The organism is Cyanobacterium sp. T60_A2020_053 (assembly GCA_015272165.1).
Taxonomy (GTDB): Bacteria; Cyanobacteriota; Cyanobacteriia; order Cyanobacteriales; family Cyanobacteriaceae; genus Cyanobacterium.
Genome location: JACYMF010000075.1, coordinates 1 through 20,386, shown reverse-complemented (window position 1 = coordinate 20,386; position 20,386 = coordinate 1). Strand labels below are relative to the sequence as shown.

Here is a 20,386-nt window from a genome sequence, read left to right as displayed (position 1 = left end):
ACCGTAGGGCATACGGGAACATACGCTTGGGGAGATTTGCCCTCTTGGGCGATTGCCTATGGGCTGTCGTCTAACGGCGAGTCGGTGAACCAAGAATCCCCCACTATAACCCGTAGGGTTTAGTGGTGGGAGTGTCAATAGAGTCCCTGTGTATCAATTCAATAATATAGCAATTCTAAATGATTTTTAGCAGATCAATAATTATCAAAAAATCTTAAAAGTATTGTATTAACTCCGTTGCCTATTGCCTTTTTAACTAACTTAATTGCCACAACTTATTTATATGACTCTTACCACCATTAATATTAAACCTTTAGAATTAAAACACTTAAATGAAATAATAGAATTAGACCAAATTTGTTTCGGAGGTTTGTGGAGTTTAGATGGTTATAAAAGGGAAATAGAAAGCCCTAATAGCACTCTTTTAATTTTGACTACAAACATAAAAGAAACTGAAAAAATTATTGGTTTAGGTTGTTTTTGGTCTATTTTAGAAGAAGCGCACCTCACCATTTTAGCAATCCATCCTGATTTTCAAGGACAAGGTTTAGGAAAAATGTTATTATCTAATTTATTAGAAAAAGCTCAAGCCAAAGGTTTAGAAAGGGCAACATTAGAAGTAAGTGAATATAATCAAGTGGCATTAAATTTATATGAAAAATTCGGTTTTGCAGTGGCTGGAAGACGAAAGAAATATTATCGGGCGACGGGCGCTGATGCTTTAATTTTATGGAAAAAATTTTGATTTTAATGAATAATTAATAATAAAGAAATATTATCAAAAAAATGTTAGCTAAAAGAATTTTACCCTGTTTAGATGTCAACGCTGGGCGAGTAGTGAAAGGAGTTAATTTTGTCGATCTCAAAGACGCTGGAGACCCTGTAGAATTAGCGAAGGTTTATAATGAAGCAGGGGCTGATGAGTTGGTATTTTTAGACATCACCGCTACCCATGAGGGCAGAGATACTATTATTGATGTAGTATATCGTACCGCAGGGCAAGTTTTTATACCTTTGACGGTGGGGGGTGGTATTAAAACTCTTGATAATGTGAAGGATTTATTACGGGCGGGCGCTGACAAAATTAGTATTAATTCTACTGCAGTAAAAGACCCTGATTTTATTAATCGTGCCAGTGATCGTTTCGGTCGTCAATGTATTGTGGTTGCCATTGATGCCCGTCGTCGTGATGATGTGCATAACCCCGGTTGGGATGTCTATGTCCGTGGAGGGCGGGAAAATACTGGTTTAGATGCCTTACAATGGGCGCAAGAGGTATGGGCGAGGGGCGCTGGGGAGTTATTAGTCACCAGTATGGATGCTGATGGTACACAGAATGGTTATGATTTGACATTAACTAAGGCTATTGCTGATACGGTGGAAATTCCTGTGATTGCTTCGGGGGGCGCTGGTAATTGTCAACACATCGGGGATGTGTTTAAGCAAAGTAAAGCAGAAGGGGCGCTACTGGCTTCTTTACTTCATTATGGGCAACTAACGGTGAAAGAAATTAAAGAGTATTTACATCAACAACAAATTCCCGTTAGGCTTTAATACACATATGTAATTATAGTAATAAGAGGTTTAAGCCCTTACTAAAAGGCAATGAAAATAATTATGGAGAGGGATAATTAGGTTATGCTCAACAAATTATCCCTCCTCTGTCAGTTTCCAAAAAGGATGATAAAAGGGTACTTGATGTCTAATTATTCTGGGCAGTTACTTCTGCTAATTCTTCAATAATATTACGCAAATCATCAGAGGTAGCTTGATAAACTTCATTACAGAAATGACAAGTAGCCTCAGCGCCCCCATCCGTAACAATCATATCCTCCAATTCATCTACCCCTAACATTTTCAGCGCGCGTAACATCCTTTCAAAAGTACAACTACAATGAAAACGCACCATTTGCACTTCAGGGAAAATATGTAAACCAAAATCCCCCAGTAAATCTTGAAAAATATCAGTGAGGCTTTTTCCTTGTCGTAATAAAGGAGTAAAACCCGTTAATTGACTTACTCTTTCTTCCAAAGTATTGATCAAATTCTCGTCATGGGAAGCCTTGGGCAATACTTGTAATAAAATTCCCCCCGAAGCTGTCACCCCTTCCTTACTAACAAATACCCCCACCAGTAAAGCTGAAGCGGTTTGCTCCGATGTTACTAAATAATTGGCTATATCATCTCCTACCTCTCCAGATATTAGTTCAACTGTACTGGAATAAGGATAGCCATAACCCATGTCTTTGATGACGTATAGATAACCTTCACTACCCACGGCGCCCCCCACATCGAGCTTACCTTGCGCATTAGGGGGCAATTCTACGGTAGGATTAGCTACATAACCTCTCACAGTGCCATCAATCCCAGCATCCACTAGAATACCCCCCAGAGGTCCATTGCCTTTAATTTTCAAGTTAACTCTTGATCCTTCCTTTTTCATGCTAGAGCCAATGAGGAGGGCGCTGGACATTGCCCTTCCTAAAGCGGCTGTTGCCACATAAGATAAATTATGTCTGTCTCTAGCTTCCTGTACAGCTTTCGTGGTAATTACTCCTACTGCTCGAATACCGCCATCGGCTGCCGTTGCCCTAATTAACTGATCTGCCATTAGTTTACAATTCTTAATACTTTACTGAATACATTATGGATCATTAATTGTCATTAACTGTTAGGCTCATAAAAAATTTGATAATCTCTCCCCAAAAAAACATTTTTTAACCTATTGCTGACTAAAGTCTAAATGCAGTGAAGGTTTAATCATGAGAGTTTTAAGGAATCAATAGGTAAAATTAAATAAAAATTAGGAGTGAATCCAATGGTCATGTTACGCAATTTATCCCCACAAAAATTTTTACTTTCTTTAAGTTGTTGTAGCGTATTGTTAGCAACTCCTGTATTAGCACAAGAACAGATGTTAAAAACCATTACCGTTACAGGGCAAGGTATCGAAAAAATTCCTGTCAGTATTGCTACCGTACAATTAGCAGTAGAAATAGAAGGGAAGGGCGCTACAGAAGTTCAGCAACAAATCGCCCAGCGCACTTCCTCCCTAATTCAATTATTAGAACAAAATAACCAAGTTAGTCGTTTACAAACCACAGGAATTACATTACGACCCAACTATACCTATAACAACAATGAAAGAAGATTAATCGGTTATATTGGCAATAATTCAGTCAGTTTTGAAACTTCCATAGAAGTGGTGGGCAAAATTCTTGATCAAAGTGTCAATAGTGGTGCCACTCGTATTGATAATATTAGTTTAACCGCTACCCCACAAGCCATTGATCAAGCCCAGGGGAGGGCGCTGGTAAAAGCCAGTCAAGATGCCCAACAACAAGCCCAAACCGTCTTAAATGCTCTTAATTTGACCGCTAAAGAAATTGTTACCATCAATATTAACGGAGCTAACGCTCCTCGACCAATGATGATGCAAACTAAAGAAGCATTCGGTGGCGCCCTTGCCGATACCCCCGTAGTGGGAGGAGAACAAGATATTTCGGCTTCTGTTACATTACAAATTAGATATTAGTAACTGACGTTACGCACTGATTCAAATGTTAAGTTAAGGGAGGTTTCAGGTAGCAGATAGCAGGTTTTAGGTTTAAAACCCTTCCCTCCATAGACTTTTATCGTAAGAAAAAGATCAATAAACATAAGTTTCTTGTCAATTCTTTAACCTGACACCTGACACCAACAATTAATTCTATTTTTGCGTAACATCAGTTAGTAAAAATGCAACATTAGCTCAAATTTAGCTAAAATTAAAGCGAAACCAAATTCCTAACATTGTAGTTATAGAATAATAAAAGGTTCAAAACCTCGTCTTTTAAGAGGTGAGTAAATTTAATAGTAGTTCACCCTATCGTTAAATTTACCTTTGCCCCTTGCCCCTTGCCCTTTTGACTTACCATCATCACCATGAAGCGCCGATCAAAATCACCCTATGCCTACTCTGAACCCTCTCCCAATCGCGGTAGAGGTTATGATAGTCGCAAATCATCTTCTTTTTTGGATGGTATTAACTATACCTTAGCCGCCATCTGTGCAGGAATTTTTATTTTGGGAATTGGTGTCGGTATTGCTTTAAGTTCAGGACAAGCCAGTAATAGCCCTAACGTTGTCTCACGGGAAGTAATTGATCGAGCGGCACCCAATCCTGAGTTATGCGCTCAGTTTGGTGCTAGTGCCATCGTTTCTGATATGCGAGTGTTTATTACCATGAACCCTTTTAATGTTTATGTTACTCAACCTAATATGCGCCCCGGTTGTGTGTTGCGCCGTAATAACTGGTCAATTTTAGAAAAACAAAATCTAGTAACGGATCAAGATGTTAGACAATGCAAAAATCGGATGAATACTTTTGGTTTTACAGGACCTTTAGAGGCTTCTCCGAAAATTGAATGTATTTATCAAAATGACTCTGCTGGTAATTTATTTTTAAATCCTCCCGGCTCTACCGCACCTAATGAGACTGAAAACTTTTAAAAGGGCAAAGTTAAAAGGGCAAGGGGCAAAGGTAAAAAAAGGGTAGAGAAAAAAGATTATTTTTGGCACTTTTTTTGAGTTTTATTATGCTTAAAACCTTTATTTGACAAGGGTTTTGATTTATTCAGCAGATTTTAATTGTTTTATAAATTCTACATTCTAGTAAATTTGATTTCTCAAACCACAAAAACCGGCGTAGGCAATACCAATGGCATCTACACTGTCATCGATGGGTAAAGATTCTAGCTCAAAAATTTGTGTTAATACTTCCGCTACTTCTGCTTTGGTGGCTTTGCCGTTAATAAGATGAGCTTTCCAACTGGCTTGATGTAAAAAAAATGGGTTTAACTGTGCTTCACGATGGCACACTAGATTAATCACTCCCAGCGCCTGTAACACTCCTCCGGCTGCCTTGATTTGTCGAGAGAAAAAGGGCATTTCCATAGCCACTTGTTGCGGTTTAAATTCTCTGATTATTTCGATAAAATCTGTTTCAATTTCTGCTAGTCTTTCCCCTGTGGAGAGGGTTTTAGCGGTGGTAATGATGCCGTATTCCACGAGGTGAGGGGCGCCCTCCTCCCCTGCCAATACTGCCCAACCAATGATAGCTAATCCCGGGTCAATTCCTAACCAAATCATAATTTCCTCTTCCTTGACAAGGGGTTAAAACCCCTTGTTGATGTCAACCGATAATTTTTGAGTTATGGGTTTTCGTCTTTTTCTGAGAGTTAAGGGCGATGCGATCTAATGAAGTGGGATGATTATAGTGAGAACCCCTATAAGTCATGGATTTGAGAACATTTTGTTCTCCTTTAGGCTGTTTATATTCTACTTTCTCAATTTTTTCCTGCTCTTTTTCTTCATAAATCAGGGCGGAGGGCGCTGTTAAGCTATTGATGGATTTCTGGGTAAATAATATACCCATCACCAAAATACCTAGTAATAGGGGGGTGGGCGCTGACACTAAACCAATAATTAAAGCAATAACAAGGGCAAACACCGAAACGGCTAGTCCAAAACAAATTATTAATTCCATTATATTTATATTTTCAGTGAGTGATTATGTATAGTATTAGCAAATTTTTTTTTTGCTATAGTTTATTATAGCCTAGCAGATAAATTTGATCATCAATATGAGGCAAAATATGAGTATTACGCCACTCAAGCCCCTGAAAATGCCAGTCTGAACAATATTTGGAGCGGTTGGCTACCAGCATCTAGGGGAGTATTAACAGAAACTATTAGCCTTGCTAAAGAGGGAGGGCGCTATACTTCTACCATTAACTATCAAGCCTTCGATGCCGAAAATAATCTGATATCAGAAGGTGGCGGAATGGCTACAGGGAAAGCTATTAAATTAATGTTTTAAGTAAACTACTAATTTTGATTCAGAGCATCCCAAATATCAGAATTGCCACATAAAGCACTTTTTTTGTTTCTCGCAAAGACACAAAGACGCAAAGAGAATCTTTGTGAGAATCTAAAGTGTAGTTTAAGGAAATAAAAAATGCTGTAAAACAAAAGAAAGAGACGCAATTTACGGCGTCTCTAAAGGGTTTTACAACTATACCTCTTTTTTGTCAAATTTTAGTTATTAACTGCATCAGCGCCCGTCAAACTGACCTTAACCGCCTTATTTTTAGCTTCTTCTACTTTAGGTAAAGTCAAAGTTAAAATACCGTCTTCATAATGGGCAATTACATCATCATTTTTGACAGGAGTAGGTAAACTAATTTGACGTTCAAATTTACCATAATTAAACTCAGAAAGATAATAGTTATGTTGTTTATCTTCTTGCTTTTGGTGATACTCTCCGACAATTCTTACCCCTTGTCGAGTAACAGTAATATCGATATTTTTCTTATCAATACCGGGGATAACTGCTTTTAAAATTAAGCTATCACCATTGTCAAATAATTCTAACGGGATGTTACTTAAAGAAGGCACTTCTTCCCAAGTATTAGTTAATTCATTAAATAAACGATTCATTTGACGGTGTAAAGAGTTGACATCAGATAAGGGATAAAAACGAACTAAAGACATAATCTTGATCCTCCTAAAAAAACTTATTTATTAGTTTTACTTTTCATCTAACATAGTGTCATTTTTAATCTTTATTATGGGTGTTGAAAACCGATAAAGTGGATGGGAAGTTACCGAAATTTAAACTTATTCCTCTTTTGTCGCTGTCTGAAAGCATTTACCATTATTAGATCACAGAAATTTTATTAACAAATCATTTCCAGACTTTTTAAGTAATATAAATTATCTGAATTTAAAAATAGCTGAAACTATATCTACGAAAGGAACATCATCGAAAAGTGACAAAAGAGGGATAGTCAATTAAGCCATATAAAAATTACTGCTGAATAAATAGCATCAAGAAAAAATTTTCGGCGTTGCTGAATAACTCCAACTAATTGTTCATCTCTTTTCTTCCCCTTCTCTCCGGCTTCCCCTTTCCTAAAACCCTCAGCTTAATGTAAAAAATGGCGCACTCCGGTAAACACCATTACCAATCCTAACTCATTAGCAGCCTTAATAGAATCTTGATCTCGAATTGAGCCACCGGGTTGAATAATAGCAGAAATACCAGCGCCCGCCGCCGTGCGCACAGAATCATCGAAAGGGAAAAAAGCATCACTAGCCAAAAAAGCGCCCTCAGCCTTATGCCCAGATTGTTCGAGGGCAATTTTTACCGCCCCAACTCGATTCATTTGCCCAGCGCCCACCCCCACAGTGGTACGATTACGGGTGATAACAATAGCATTGGATTTAACGTGTTTAACAATTTTCCAAGCAAAGAATAACTCCGCTAATTCTTCCGTAGTAGGTTGTTTTTCCGTTACCACTTGCCATTGAGCAGGATTTTCCATTTGAGTATCATTATCTTGTACCAAAAATCCTCCCGCAATCGCCTTAATATTATCCTGACTGCCGTTATACAAATCAGGCAATAACAATACTCTTAAATTGGATTTTTTGGCTAAGATTTCCTGTGCTTCAGTAGTGGCGGAGGGCGCTACAATACACTCCAAAAAGATTTTACTCATAGCAGTGGCAGTCTCAGCATCAATGGCACGATTTAACGCCACAATGCCACCAAAAGCTGATACGGAATCAGCCTCATAAGCCTTCGTGTAAGCATCCAGTAAATTATCACCCACCGCCACGCCACAGGGGTTAGTATGCTTAACAATCACCGCCGCCGCTTCATCTTGTGGAAACTCCGCAATAATACGGCGCGTAGCTTCCAAATCCACCAAATTATTATAACTTAACTCCTTACCCTGTAACTGTAGCGCTCCTGCCCAACCAGTTTTACTCGTGCCAGTTTGATACCAACTAGCTTTTTGATGGGGATTTTCCCCATAACGGAGAGTAGCAATTTTTGTACCGCCCAAACCATAATAACCTTGACTTTCCTGCTGTTGCCCAAAATAACAACAAATAGCTTGATCATAACTAGCCGTCAAAGCAAAGGCTTCTACACTACACACTTGCCGAAAATTGAGAGTAGTTTTACCGCCATTACCTCGTAATTGGGCAATATAATCATCATAACGCTGAGGATTAGTTAAAACCGTCACATGGGCATAATTTTTAGCCGTTGCCCTCACCATAGCTGGACCACCAATATCAATTTTTTCAATGGCTTCTGCTAAACTACAGTTAGGATCAGCCACAGTTTGCTCAAAAGGATACAAATTCACTACCACCACATCAAAAGGGCGAATATCATTAGCTTGTAAATCTTGCTGATCACTTTCTTGGTCGGCGCGCGCTAGAATGCCCCCATGAATGCGAGGATGGAGAGTTTTAACCCTACCGCCGAGAATTTCCGGTGCCCCTGTATATTCACTCACTTTCGTCACGGGAATACCAGCATCTTGTAAAGTTTTTGCCGTGCCACCGCTACTAACAATTTGAAACTGAAACTCATTCACCAACACTTGAGCTAATTCCACAATACCTGTCTTATCCGATACGCTCAATAATGCTAAACCCGTCATTCTTTTTACTTTTCTGATACTTTGCCCTCTTATTTTACCGCAGATCAGGAATTTCCTCCGAGTATATCGGGCTTTTAGCCCGATGGGTAAAACAAACGAACCAATGCAGAAAGGATATTGTTAAAATAAAAAATCATTGCTAGTCCAAAAAATTATGACTCAAACTCTTAGTAAACCAATTACTTTAATCGAATTTCTGCAACAACCAGAAATCAAACCGCCCCAAGAATACATAGACGGAAATATTTACACAAAACCCATGCCTCAAGGACAACATAGCCGTATTCAATTCAAATTAGCTAACGCCATCAACGAAGTAACAGAAACCACAAAAACAGCCATGGCTTTTCCCGAATTAAGATGCACTTTTGATCATAAATCTATCGTGCCAGATGTCGCAGTGTTTACATGGGCGCACCTCCCCGTTAACGATGACGGTACGATTTCCAACCAATTTTTATTACCCCCTGATTGGGTAATTGAAATTTTAAGCCCAGATCAATATATGGGTTTAGTCACAAAAAAAATAGTTCATTGTTTAGCCAATGGTACTCAATTAGGATGGTTAATTGACCCCCAGCAAAAATTAATCTTTACCTACACCAATAATAATCATCCTCTCTATTTTGAAGAAGAAAGCGACTTGATTCCTGTACCAGATTTTGCTCAAGACTTAAAACTAACTTTAGGTGATATTTTTGCTTGGTTAAAAGTTTAGATAGCAACCGAAATCATTAGACATCTCCAGAAATTCTAGTTTATCGACAGGGATCATTAATAAATTGTTAGTAATTTTTAAAAACAATACTCATATTGATTACTAAAATAATTATTGGAGAGGTCTATTAGAGAGAGAAATTGACCGAATTTATTTTTTGTTGGCTCGTAGGGGTTGAATATTATTCAACCCTGACAGGCTGAAGCCCTCGAAATATCAACCAGAGATGATCCAACTTACCTTTATTTTGCTTAAAATGTAAAGAAATGTAACAAAAATACCACCAAAATGGGAAAACACCTTGACAGTAAAAAAGAAAATCGTTAAAGTAAGATGTATCGCACTTGGGCATAGCAAATAAGCCAATATGCAAGAAAAGCAAAAAGTCACCCTTTATTTACCACCAAATCTGCATCGACAGTTAAAAGTGAAAGCTGCCATCGACACTGACTCCATGTCAGCATTAGTGGAAAAAGCAGTCAACTTTTACCTCAAACACCCAGAAACGGTAGAAGAAATAGAGGCAAGTTACGGAAAAACTCACCAAATTCATATTTGTCCCGAATGTGAGTCACCCATGTTAATGCGTGACGGTGATATGGTATCTCTGAAAAACCAACCCACCGTAGTCGAAGAGGAATATTCTTTAATTGGTGACGGTGTGGAATTAGAAGATACCTCAGACCAGCAGTTAATCCCTTGCTAGTCAAGATAAAAATACAACTACACCAAGGTCGGCATTATGAAGGAAGAACTAAACATTCTCATCAAAGCTCAATACCCCCTCATCTATTTGGTAACATCTGAAGAAGAAAGAGCCGAAAATGCCATCGCTCGTATTGCCAGAGAGCAAGAGGAAAAAGAGCAAAGCCGTTTGTTCGTTTGGACAGTAACTCATGGTGTAGTCGAATATAATAGTCAAGGTCGTCAAGGGGTACAACATAATACCGTTTCTCCTGAAGCTGCTATCGAATGGGTTGTAAGACAAAAAGATGATGGTATTTATATCTTCAAAGATTTACATCCCTATCTTGAGTCTCCCCCTGTTACCCGTTGGTTAAGGGATGCCATCTATAGTTTCAAAGGTACAAATAAGGCGATTATCTTAATGTCACCCTATCATCAAGTACCCATTGAGCTAGAAAAAGACATTGTTGTTTTAGATTTCCCTTTACCTGAGTTTGCAGACTTAGGGGAAGTTTTAGAACAGGCTTTACAACGGTATCGTCAGAAAAAACTGGATTTTAACACTAAAGAGAAGTTAATTCATGCAGCACTAGGTTTAACCATCGATGAAGCCCAAAAAGTCTATCGTAAAGCCCAAGTTAAAGCTGGTAAACTCACCGATGAAGAGGTAGAAATCGTCTTATCGGAGAAAAAACAACTAATCCGCCGTAATGGCATCCTCGACTATATCGAGGAAGATAAAACCATAGATGCGGTGGGAGGATTAGAAGAGTTGAAGCACTGGTTAACCCAGCGCACCTATGCTTTCAGTGAGAGGGCTCGGCAGTATGGTTTACCGCAACCGAAAGGGATGCTTATTTTAGGTGTGCCGGGTTGTGGCAAGTCATTAATCGCCAAAACTACTGCAAGATTGTGGGGTTTGCCCCTGTTGAGGTTAGACATGGGCAGGGTTTATGACGGCTCAACGGTAGGTAAATCTGAGGCTAATTTGCGTAATGCGTTAAAAACTGCTGAATCAATATCTCCCGTAGTCTTGTTTATCGATGAATTAGATAAGGCTTTTGCTGGAAGCGCTGGGAGTGGTGACTCCGACGGAGGGACTTCTAGTCGTATTTTTGGTTCTTTCCTCACTTGGATGCAGGAAAAAGAGTCTCCTGTATTTGTGATGGCAACAGCTAATCGTATTGAACGACTACCTAGTGAGTTTTTACGCAAAGGTAGATTTGATGAAATCTTTTTTGTTGATTTACCTAATCCCCAAGAACGAGAAGCTATTTTCAAGATACATTTGGGCAATCGTCGGGAAGATACTGCTCGATTTGATTTGGCTCAACTCGCTAATGTATCAGACGGGTTTTCGGGCGCTGAGATTGAACAGGCGATTATCGCAGCAATGTATGAGGCTTTCGCCCAAGAGCGAGAGTTTACGCAACTAGACATCATTGCCGCTATGAAATCGACCTTACCATTATCTCGCACCATGACTGAACAGGTAACAGCACTACGAGACTGGGCGCGACAAAGGGCCAGACCTGCTTCAGCTTCCATCGCTGAGTATCAGAGGATGGAATTTTAAAGGCTTTTTCGGTAGGGGGAGGGCAATTCCCCCAACTATTCCGAGAAAGGCTAGTTATCCACTAGCAGCTTACATCAAAGCACACCAAGTGCATATTTTATCAAACTTTTACACTGTTGTCTTTAATCTCTTAGGAGGAAATATCCATGTCTCATTTTAGCACCTTACGCACCAAAATCACTTCTGCAGAAATTTTAACTAATTCTTTGCGTGATCTCGGTATCTCTGTTAATACTGATGCTGATATTCGTGGTTACAACGGTCAACGTTTACGCGCGGACATTGTGGCTACTTTAGAGGGTGAGTATGACTTAGGTTGGTCTCGCAATGCTGATGGTAGTTTCGATTTGATTGCTGATCTTTGGGGTGTTGCTAAGAAGCATAATCAAACTGAGTTAATCAACTCTATTAACCAAAAATACGCTGTTAATAAAACTCTTTCAGAGGTTAAACAACGAGGATTACAAAATGCTAATGTTAAATTAGTTCTTCAGTAATCGTCATCAGTTGAAATAAATAGTTTTAAATAAGGGTTAGTCTGCTAAATGGGCTAACTCTTTTTTTTATTATTTGATGTAAACAAAGTTTTGATTCCCATTCATAAATCATACTTTAACTGGATTCGGTCGAAAAGCACGATATACAATGAATGTATAGTTTTGGATAGTATTTATTTTACGACATTCTTAAACTCCCCGAGCAGGATTCGAACCTGCGACCAATCGATTAACAGTCGACCGCTCTACCGCTGAGCTATCGAGGATTGCTCTGCACATTTATTAATTATAGCTATCTTTTAAAAAAATGGCAAGGGTAATTTATTTCATTATGTATCACACTTTTTTATCTTATGCTAAGAAAGTATGACTAACTAATTAATAATCTATGTTAACCCAACATCGCCCAGTTGCCCTTTCTTATCTTTCTACGGATTTTGATTTATTAGCGCACCTCACCACAATTGCTACGATTTACCAGCGCCCGTCACATCAGTTTCACTTAGTCTTAAATAATGTGGATTTTCAACAGATAGGTCAATTTACTGGACATAATGATGAGGAAGTAGAAGCCAAAAATCAAGAAAAAAATTTGATTTGGTTAGAAATTTCGCCCTATCGAGTGGTAATGACACAACAACACCAAACTAAGTTGAATTATCGTCATTTTTGGGAAAAAGGGGTTTATGGAGTTAGTCGTTATTGGTTAAATCAAAGTAACTCTAAACAAGATAAAATACATTTGCGCAATTTTACTCGTAATCTAACTATGACGGGAAAAAAAATGCCCGAATCTTTGCGTGTTGATTATGAATTATGGACTAATAACCTTAATCTTGGTCATTATATTTTACATTTGGAAATTGGTTAGGAGGGCGCTGATAAGGAGAAAGGGAGAAGGGGAAGCAGAGGGAGAAAGGGAGAAGGGGAGACAGGATGATTATAATTCATCATTCATTCTTTACGTTTCTTCACAAAAAAGCAAAAAAAAATGAAGAAAAAGAAGAAAAACAACAATTTTTGGACATTTCAGCAATTAATCAGGTAATATCAAATTTAGTGTTAAAACACTCAAACACTTAGTCGATGGTAATTTCAGCTAATTAGTGGCAAAAATTGAGATCAGACCTAGTGTAATTCAATTCGTTGATCAATTAAAAGGAGTATATTTTATGAACAAAGGTGAATTAGTTGATGCAGTGGCGGAAAAAGCATCTGTTACTAAAAAACAAGCGGATTCCGTTATCAGTGCCACAGTAGAAGCGATTATGGAAGCAGTTTCTAGCGGTGAGAAAGTAACTTTAGTTGGTTTTGGCTCATTTGAAAGCCGTGAGAGAAAAGCGCGTGAAGGGCGTAACCCAAAAACTGGTGAAAAAATGGATATTCCTGCCACTAAAGTTCCTGCTTTTTCTGCGGGTAAACTGTTTAAAGAAAGAGTTGCCCCTAAATAGCAAAAATTTTATCTCCCACAAAAATCATTTTCCGTAGGGAAGATAAAAATATGGGGGGACAAAGATATTTCAGTAATAATTGTGCTAATTATTAGTTAAAGTGTCTAGGACTGTGTTTGATGATTAAAGTCTTACACCCAATAGCCTAAAATCCCCCAACAGTTCGACATTTTTGTCTTTACACTGGTTAAAAGGGGGTGTATTGCCCCCCGAAAATAGTTCATTTTATTGATGGAGGGGAAATGTCATATTTTTTCTCCTCATCATATCCAGTGTAATTTATTTTTTTGAATATTTAAGGTTTGCTGAAAATGGTTAAGTTGGGAAGTTGTACAATTAACGAACAAATAAAGGCATAATTTCAGCGCCCGTCACCAAACCACGAATACCTTGACGATGTAAACGAATACCAGCTTTAAGATAGCCAAAAGCAGGACCACACACATTAGCGGCCATACTGGTTTCATCTCCTAAAGTAAAAGTATGGGTTGAGGTTTTCCCCTCAAAAGTACGTCCAGTGATTTTAACATTAGTGCTGAGGGGTTTTTTTGGGTTGCGTGTATCCACCACCCCACCAACAGAAACTTGATCTCGACTACAAATCCCAGCTAACTCCAACATAATATCGTCAGCGTGTTCCATATTTTCTAGGGTAAGAATACCGTTGGTTTGAGCCAAAAATTCCTCCACTTCCTTATCACTCATGGCATTAGCACGATTCACATCAAACCCCGGCAAGTGCGCTATGTCTTCCCTAATGGTGGCGCGATAGGCTTCCCAATTAGCAATGCCCACCCCAAACGTAATTTTCACTTGATGAATTTCGGCAAAACTTTGGGCTGCTACGGCTGCTGCCGCCGTCAATAAACCGGGCGTAGCACCACAACCTGTTACATAAGTAATACCAGCGCCCTTCAACTGTTCTCGTAAGGTCAAAAGTTGCTCTACGGCGCTAGTGCGTTTGAGCGCATCCACTAACACCCCTTGCCATCCGGCTTGAATAAACTTGCGAGTCACATCCGCCATGAAGGTATTGGGTAGATTCGGTAAAGCTAAAAAGTAACCATCCACATCGCTATTATTAATCAAATCATCGATACTGTTGGGGCTGAGGGCGCCGTAATTAGGTAAATAGCCCGTAGAACCTTGCTGATGATAAAGTTTAATTAAACTATCAGTATCTAAACCATCTTCATGGTATGCAAAACCATGACGATCCGCCACTGCGACTAAAGACATCTCGGTTTTAGGTTGTAAAATTCTGGCGGCCGCCTGTCCTAAACCACCAAAACCTAATACACCTACTCGAATTTTATTCATACTCATAAAAAATTACTACTACAAACAGTCAATCTTTGATGATAATATTTTCTGCTATCTTTGTCACTAAGCGCGCATCTAAGGTTAGGGCAAACGCATACTCAGGAAAATAAAATCTTAAGCAGATATTTTTCATCCCACCCTGCTTTTATAGGAATCGCCGTAATTTCATTGGACTTCTCATCTACTTTTACTTGTGCTAGTACCAAATTATTTTCAGTAGCCCAAGCACTAACCATATGTATGGCTTTTTGATTGTGAGCCGAGTCATAAGAATGACGCAATGTTTTACCATCAATAGCGATGACCTCACCATGTGTAATTTTAGCTACAGCTTCAATCCAACTCAAAAAACATTCTTGTAATTGCTGAGGACATAAACGAGCAAAAACACGAGCAATAGTATCATGAGAAGGAATGCCATGGGGCAATGATAAAAAAGTCTCTAACCATGATTGTTTAGAACGTCCATATTCTTCAATTTCTACCCAAGTGTCCGCACCACAAATAACTGCTAAAATTGTGAGGATAATAATATCTCGAAGTTGGTGTTCAATCAAATAATGGACACGAGGCTCATCAACTTGGTCAAAATGTTTCCACAAATCTGATCAAGGATTTACCATACAACTCATCAATGTATTAAGCTAAGACGCATTTAACTTACATTCACTAATTCACCTTTGTTTTTAATTTTTTTACTCCAATTAATAACTAAGCTTCCTTCGTTCAATAAGTAATTTACTGTTTTTTCTAGCTGTTCTTTATTTTCAAATTCTCTATGCGCTATGTATTCTTTTGCTGAGTGCCACACTAACTCTATCAAGTTATAATCTGGACTATATACTGGCAAATATTCTAATCGTATATTTGGTAAATTATTCTCTATTCTCTCTACTATTTCTTTTTTCTTATGAAAACTTGCATTATCTAATATAATTATTATTTTTGGACCATATTCTTCAAAATCTTTTTCATTATTTCCTTTTTCTACCCATTCTTTTTTCACTTCTTCTTTTAATTTTTCTAGTTGTTCATAAAATGTTTCTGAATCTCCTTTTTTAATAACAAAACATATTCTTTTTTTATCTGAATATCTTAATCCTCCCATTATATTGACTCTTCCTCTTCTCCGTTGTCCTTTACTTTTTTTCCTTTTACCTTTTTTCGTCCATGTTTTTTTTCTTATCACTCTTAAACTAAAACCAGATTCATCCCAAAACCATACCTGAACTAAATTAGGATTCTCTTTACTTATTTCTATATAATGCTCTAATTTTTGTTTAAATGCTTTTCTTTGTTCTTGATTTTGTTTATCTTCTAAACTATATTTTCCCCAAATATAACTATACTTTTTTCTTTTTAATATCCTCACTACTTGTGATTTGCTTAATTTAATTCCTGTTTGTAATTCCAAATGTTCTGACAATCTTTTTCCCGTCCATCGACCAAAATCATATCCAAACTCTTCTGGATTTTTATCAACTACTTCTAATAATATTTCAATATATTGAGCTGTTACTTTTGTTTGGTTTCCTTGTCTTCTTTTATCTTGTAATGAATCTACATTATTGGGATTGCCATGAACTGCCCAATAAGCCACTGTTTTGAGTGAACAACCCAAAAATGAGGCAATTTCTTGATAATTTTTACCATCATTCTCTAATAAAAATATTAAAATTCTTTCTCTGACTTCCGCTCTATTTTCTATTTTTAAAGGATCTTGTCGATACTTTCTCTCTTCCTCTGATAAAAAATTTTTATAAGGCATCAGTTGCACTAGCATTTTATCTTTTGTAACTTGAATTATATACCAGATCAATGCGTCTTAGCTTATGCGTTTGCCCTGCAATTGTGAACTGATAATGGGTTAAAAGGGCAAAGGAAATTATGATTTCATAATCTCCTCTTTCCCCCTTCCTCCCTTGTCCCATTCCTACCCCTGACTCATGCCCATGATTTCATAACCAGCATCCACATAAATTACCTGTCCAGTAATGCCACTGGCTAAGTCACTACAAAGGAAAGCCGCTGTGTTGCCCACTTCTTTTTGAGTAACTGTGCGTTTTAGGGGCGCACTCCGCTCTACATGGTGAATCATATCAAGAATACCACCCACCGCAGAGGATGCTAAAGTACGAATAGGACCAGCAGAAATAGCATTAACACGCACATCCTGAGCGCCCATCTCCGCAGCCAAATAACGTACACTCATTTCCAAAGCTGATTTAGCAATACCCATGACATTATAGTTAGGAATCACTTTGACACCGCCCAAATAAGTCAGGGTGACGATGCTACCACCATCACGAAATAAAGGTTTTGCTCCTTGTGCTAAACGAGTGAGAGAATAGGCACTAATATCAAGGGCAGTTTGAAAACCACTGCGAGAAGTGTTGCTAAAATCCCCACTGAGATCATCTTTTTGAGCAAAAGCGAGGCAATGAATTAAAATATCAATGTGACCCCATTGATCTTTGATTTGAGCAAAAGTCTGATCGATTTGCTCATCATCCTGCACGTTACAAGGCAAGAAAAGACTGGGATTGAGGGGTTCGACTAACTCTCTAACTTTTTTCTCAAAACGTCCTTTTTCGTCAGGAAGATAAGTAATACCAAGATTTGCGCCCGCTTCGTGCAACTGTTGGGCAATACCCCAAGCGATGGAACGACTATTGGCAATACCCGTCACAAGCGCATTTTTTCCACTGAGATTTAACATAATTAATTTGATTCAATAATAAAATGATCGGTTACACTGATTAAACGATAAAATAGTAGTCTAGCTTACGCTATTTTCTAACAAAAGCGCCCTCTGCACCACCCATCAATTATTAAGTATAATCAGAGTCTATGCAACCACCTACCCAAGAACAACCTCTAGCTGGAGTATTTCGTCAAATTGGCGCGGGGATTTATACCCCAGTAACAGAAAAATTTGAACGGGGGAAAACCATTTTTTTCCCCGGTGATCCAGCCGAGAGGGTATATTTTTTGGTGAAGGGCGCTGTTAAACTATCCCGTCTCTACGAAGCAGGAGAAGAAATTACCGTTGCCTTATTACGAGAAAATAGCGTTTTTGGTGTATTATCCCTCATCACAGGGCAAAAAAGCGACCGCTTCTATCATGCCGTGGCTTTCACTCCCGTAGAATTACTATCAGCGCCCATCGAACATTTCCAGCGCTCTCTCAAAGAAAATCCCGAATTATCTCGTTTGATGTTACAAGGTTTGTCATCTCGCATACTACAAACCGAAATGATGATCGAAACCCTCGCCCATCGTGACATGGCATCCCGTTTAGTGAGCTTTTTATTAATTCTCTGTCGTGATTTTGGCATTCCGTGCGCTAATGGTATTACCATTGATTTGAAACTATCCCATCAAGCCATTGCCGAAGCCATCGGTTCAACCCGTGTCACCGTCACCCGTTTATTAGGAGAATTACGACAAGATGGCTTAATCTCTATCAATAAAAAGAAAATTACCGTTCATAATCCCGTCGCTCTCAGTCAACAATTCGCTTAACCTTATAATGACCAGTGCCTATGTACTAATTTTTGCCGTTTTAATACTTGGGGGCTTAATCGCAGCGCTAGGAGATCGTATCGGGACAAAAGTCGGTAAAGCAAGGTTAAGATTATTTGATTTAAGACCCAAACAAACCGCCATTGTTATTACCATTGTCACTGGCATTGCCATTTCTGCCTCCACTTTAGGAGTATTATTTGCCCTAAGTCAATCCCTGCGCCAAGGTGTTTTTCAGCTAGATGAAATTTTAAGTCGTCGTCAAGAAGTAGAAGAAGAATTGGCATTAGTATCTCAAGCAAAAGAGGAGGCAGAAAGAGAATTACAGGAAGCGAGACAAAAACAATCGGAAGCCACCAAAATTTTAGTTACCACAGAAACTGAGCTAGACAAAACTCAACAACAATTACAAGAATTATCTAATCAAACGGAAATTTTAACTAAGGAAGTCGCCAAAATTGAAACAGAAAGAAAAGATTTATTAACCGAAAGAGAAAGACTATTAGCCGAAAGAATAAAAATCACGGAGGAAACGAAGTCATTACAAAGTCAACTCAGTGAAAAAGATCAAGAATTGAGACTAAGACTAGGGGAAATCCAAGAAAAAGAGCAAATTTTAGCCCAACAGTCAGCAACTTTAGAAGATTTGAACCGACAACAGCAAGAATTGAGAGCAGAAGTCAAATTTCGAGACCAAGAAATTAGTAAACTAGACCAAGCTATCGCTCAAAGAGATCAAACTTTAGGAGAAAAAGAAGAGTTACTGGCTAGATTAGAGCGAGATTTAAAGTTTTTTCAGAAAGAAGTAGAAGTACTAGAGCAATATTATCGCACCTATCAAGATTTACGAGAGCGCCCCATCGCTATTGTCAGAGGGCAACTATTAACCGTTACCCTCGTAAGAGTAGAAAAAAATACCGACCTTGAGCAGTTAATAGACGGGGTTTTAAATGAAGCGAATAGGGGCGCTAGGGCTATCTTAGGCTATGGTAACGATAATCCTAATCAAAGATTTGTCCAAATCAGTAAAAGACAGGTAGAACAAATTCAAAGCCAAATTGCGGGAGGGGGAGAGTTTTTAATTCAAATTCTTTCGGCAGGAAATTATGTGCAAGGAGAAGAAACTATCCGCATTTTTACAGATGTTGCCCCTAATCGTCGAGTATATCGTCAAAATGAAGTTATTGCTTCTACCGTTCTTGATGATAGTGAAAATAGTAACACGGCTATTCAAGAAAAACTAGATTTTTTAATTTCAGTTAGTCAATTTCGAGCGCGCCAACAGGGTATTCTCGGGCGTATTGTGGTAGGAGATGGACAAATTATTTCTCTAGTTAATTTTGTGCAACAAGTGCAAGAATCTGAGCAATCTATTGATGAAATTCGGGCTATAGCAAAAGAAACTACTTATAGTGCTGGACCTTTACAGATTACTTTATCTGTTATTGCTAACGGAGAGGAAGTCTTTAGACTCTAGTTACGGTTTGGTTAAAGATGATATAGTGATAGACTGTGTGTGCCACCTGCAATTTAATTGATTCTCTATGCCCCAATGATATCAGGTTCGCTTAAACAGTTACAATTAAATATCTGCTGAAGACTCAAAATACAGACTTTGTTTTATAAGTGATTATCCGAACTTGATATGACTGCAAGGATTGTGAGAAAATAATATCTCGAAGTTGGTGTTCAATCAAATAATGGACACGAGGCTCATTAAGTTGGTCAAAATGTTTCCACAAATCTGATCAAGGATTTACCATACAACTCATCAATGTATTATTTCAAGACAAAAACTAACTTTGTTAGTATCTCACAAATTTTTAGTATGGGTTTGCCCTGTCCTAATGTGCTGGGTTAAAACCCCTCTAAATCTTCCCTTAAGAAGCAGGGCGTTTTCGTTCCCAAAAATGTTAGTTTCTCAAACTAGCCAATAATCTGAAATTCAGAGGTTTTTAACTACTAATAAATCAATTAATAGTAAAAAATCCTCCTGTCTCCCTGAATCTCCCCCCTTTTTAAGGGGGGTTGGGGGGGATCATCCTTATATTGTCTTCTTGTCAAAAACAAATCAATTTTGATCCTGACTTTGAAAACACCCTGCT

At 38.3% G+C, this 20,386-nt stretch carries 21 protein-coding genes and 1 tRNA gene; 12 read left to right on the top strand and 10 right to left on the bottom strand.

The features are described 5' to 3' along the window. Positions 1-283: 283 nt before the first annotated feature. Together rimI and hisF are read left to right on the top strand one after the other, a co-directional pair. Positions 284-745 carry a ribosomal protein S18-alanine N-acetyltransferase gene (rimI, locus tag IGQ45_10660; GenBank protein ID MBF2057653.1) on the top strand — a complete coding sequence of 154 codons (462 nt, stop codon included), beginning with the start codon at positions 284-286 and terminating at the stop codon, positions 743-745. 41 nt (positions 746-786) lie between these two features. Continuing rightward, the gene (gene hisF / locus IGQ45_10655; GenBank protein MBF2057652.1) at positions 787-1,554 is read left to right on the top strand and encodes an imidazole glycerol phosphate synthase subunit HisF; all 768 of its coding nucleotides are present in this window, start codon (positions 787-789) and stop codon (positions 1,552-1,554) included. 148 nt (positions 1,555-1,702) lie between these two features. Here the strand turns inward: hisF and hslO are convergent, their stop codons facing one another. After that, the gene (gene hslO / locus IGQ45_10650; GenBank protein ID MBF2057651.1) at positions 1,703-2,611 is read right to left on the bottom strand and encodes an Hsp33 family molecular chaperone HslO; all 909 of its coding nucleotides are present in this window, start codon (positions 2,609-2,611) and stop codon (positions 1,703-1,705) included. 213 nt (positions 2,612-2,824) lie between these two features. Here hslO and IGQ45_10645 point away from each other — a divergent pair, with 213 nt between their 5' ends. Together IGQ45_10645 and IGQ45_10640 are read left to right on the top strand one after the other, a co-directional pair. Then, positions 2,825-3,535 (top strand): SIMPL domain-containing protein, encoded by a 711-nt coding sequence (locus tag IGQ45_10645; protein MBF2057650.1) that lies wholly within the window; start codon positions 2,825-2,827, stop codon positions 3,533-3,535. 389 nt (positions 3,536-3,924) lie between these two features. Continuing rightward, the gene (locus IGQ45_10640) at positions 3,925-4,491 is read left to right on the top strand and encodes a DUF3172 domain-containing protein (GenBank protein MBF2057649.1); all 567 of its coding nucleotides are present in this window, start codon (positions 3,925-3,927) and stop codon (positions 4,489-4,491) included. A gap of 159 nt (positions 4,492-4,650) precedes the next feature. On the opposite strand, the gene IGQ45_10635 is transcribed toward IGQ45_10640, so the two are convergent. From IGQ45_10635 to purH, 4 genes are all read right to left on the bottom strand, one after another. Beyond that, complete coding sequence (locus tag IGQ45_10635) at positions 4,651-5,130, bottom strand: crossover junction endodeoxyribonuclease RuvC (GenBank protein ID MBF2057648.1); 480 nt, start codon at positions 5,128-5,130, stop codon at positions 4,651-4,653. Between the two features lie 43 nt (positions 5,131-5,173). Further along, entirely contained in the window at positions 5,174-5,527 is a 354-nt protein-coding gene (locus tag IGQ45_10630; protein MBF2057647.1) for a hypothetical protein, read from the bottom strand. Positions 5,528-6,078: 551 nt separating this feature from the next. Continuing rightward, entirely contained in the window at positions 6,079-6,534 is a 456-nt protein-coding gene (locus tag IGQ45_10625) for an Hsp20/alpha crystallin family protein (GenBank protein MBF2057646.1), read from the bottom strand. 434 nt (positions 6,535-6,968) lie between these two features. Continuing rightward, on the bottom strand, positions 6,969-8,504 hold the full coding sequence (gene purH, locus IGQ45_10620) for a bifunctional phosphoribosylaminoimidazolecarboxamide formyltransferase/IMP cyclohydrolase (GenBank protein MBF2057645.1): 1,536 nt from the start codon (positions 8,502-8,504) through the stop codon (positions 6,969-6,971). A gap of 154 nt (positions 8,505-8,658) precedes the next feature. Here purH and IGQ45_10615 point away from each other — a divergent pair, with 154 nt between their 5' ends. From IGQ45_10615 to IGQ45_10600, 4 genes are all read left to right on the top strand, one after another. Continuing rightward, a complete protein-coding gene (locus tag IGQ45_10615; protein MBF2057644.1) occupies positions 8,659-9,222 on the top strand; it encodes a Uma2 family endonuclease in 564 nt (187 codons plus the stop codon). A gap of 367 nt (positions 9,223-9,589) precedes the next feature. Further along, on the top strand, positions 9,590-9,928 hold the full coding sequence (locus tag IGQ45_10610) for a hypothetical protein (protein ID MBF2057643.1): 339 nt from the start codon (positions 9,590-9,592) through the stop codon (positions 9,926-9,928). A 36-nt stretch (positions 9,929-9,964) separates the two neighbouring features. Then, entirely contained in the window at positions 9,965-11,485 is a 1,521-nt protein-coding gene (locus IGQ45_10605; protein MBF2057642.1) for an AAA family ATPase, read from the top strand. Positions 11,486-11,631: 146 nt separating this feature from the next. Then, the gene (locus tag IGQ45_10600) at positions 11,632-11,982 is read left to right on the top strand and encodes a DUF1257 domain-containing protein (GenBank protein ID MBF2057641.1); all 351 of its coding nucleotides are present in this window, start codon (positions 11,632-11,634) and stop codon (positions 11,980-11,982) included. A 194-nt stretch (positions 11,983-12,176) separates the two neighbouring features. On the opposite strand, the gene IGQ45_10595 is transcribed toward IGQ45_10600, so the two are convergent. Next, positions 12,177-12,248: transfer RNA gene (locus IGQ45_10595), tRNA-Asn, on the bottom strand. A gap of 122 nt (positions 12,249-12,370) precedes the next feature. On the opposite strand from IGQ45_10595, the gene IGQ45_10590 reads away from it, so the two are divergent. After that, positions 12,371-12,853: a hypothetical protein gene (locus IGQ45_10590; protein MBF2057640.1), complete on the top strand. Its 483-nt coding sequence runs from the start codon at positions 12,371-12,373 to the stop codon at positions 12,851-12,853. 301 nt (positions 12,854-13,154) lie between these two features. After that, the gene (locus IGQ45_10585; protein MBF2057639.1) at positions 13,155-13,433 is read left to right on the top strand and encodes an HU family DNA-binding protein; all 279 of its coding nucleotides are present in this window, start codon (positions 13,155-13,157) and stop codon (positions 13,431-13,433) included. Positions 13,434-13,769: 336 nt separating this feature from the next. Here the strand turns inward: IGQ45_10585 and IGQ45_10580 are convergent, their stop codons facing one another. The 4 genes from IGQ45_10580 to fabI form a co-directional block, all read right to left on the bottom strand. Next, positions 13,770-14,759: a saccharopine dehydrogenase-like oxidoreductase gene (locus tag IGQ45_10580; GenBank protein ID MBF2057638.1), complete on the bottom strand. Its 990-nt coding sequence runs from the start codon at positions 14,757-14,759 to the stop codon at positions 13,770-13,772. Between the two features lie 95 nt (positions 14,760-14,854). Beyond that, a complete protein-coding gene (locus tag IGQ45_10575; GenBank protein ID MBF2057637.1) occupies positions 14,855-15,358 on the bottom strand; it encodes an ISAs1 family transposase in 504 nt (167 codons plus the stop codon). Between the two features lie 53 nt (positions 15,359-15,411). Continuing rightward, entirely contained in the window at positions 15,412-16,524 is a 1,113-nt protein-coding gene (locus IGQ45_10570; GenBank protein ID MBF2057636.1) for an IS630 family transposase, read from the bottom strand. Between the two features lie 165 nt (positions 16,525-16,689). Continuing rightward, positions 16,690-17,475 (bottom strand): enoyl-ACP reductase FabI, encoded by a 786-nt coding sequence (fabI, locus tag IGQ45_10565; protein ID MBF2057635.1) that lies wholly within the window; start codon positions 17,473-17,475, stop codon positions 16,690-16,692. A 131-nt stretch (positions 17,476-17,606) separates the two neighbouring features. Here fabI and ntcA point away from each other — a divergent pair, with 131 nt between their 5' ends. Both ntcA and IGQ45_10555 read left to right on the top strand, forming a co-directional pair. Then, complete coding sequence (gene ntcA, locus IGQ45_10560) at positions 17,607-18,281, top strand: global nitrogen regulator NtcA (protein MBF2057634.1); 675 nt, start codon at positions 17,607-17,609, stop codon at positions 18,279-18,281. Positions 18,282-18,288: 7 nt separating this feature from the next. Then, the gene (locus IGQ45_10555; GenBank protein ID MBF2057633.1) at positions 18,289-19,758 is read left to right on the top strand and encodes a DUF3084 domain-containing protein; all 1,470 of its coding nucleotides are present in this window, start codon (positions 18,289-18,291) and stop codon (positions 19,756-19,758) included. Positions 19,759-20,386 lie beyond the last annotated feature (628 nt).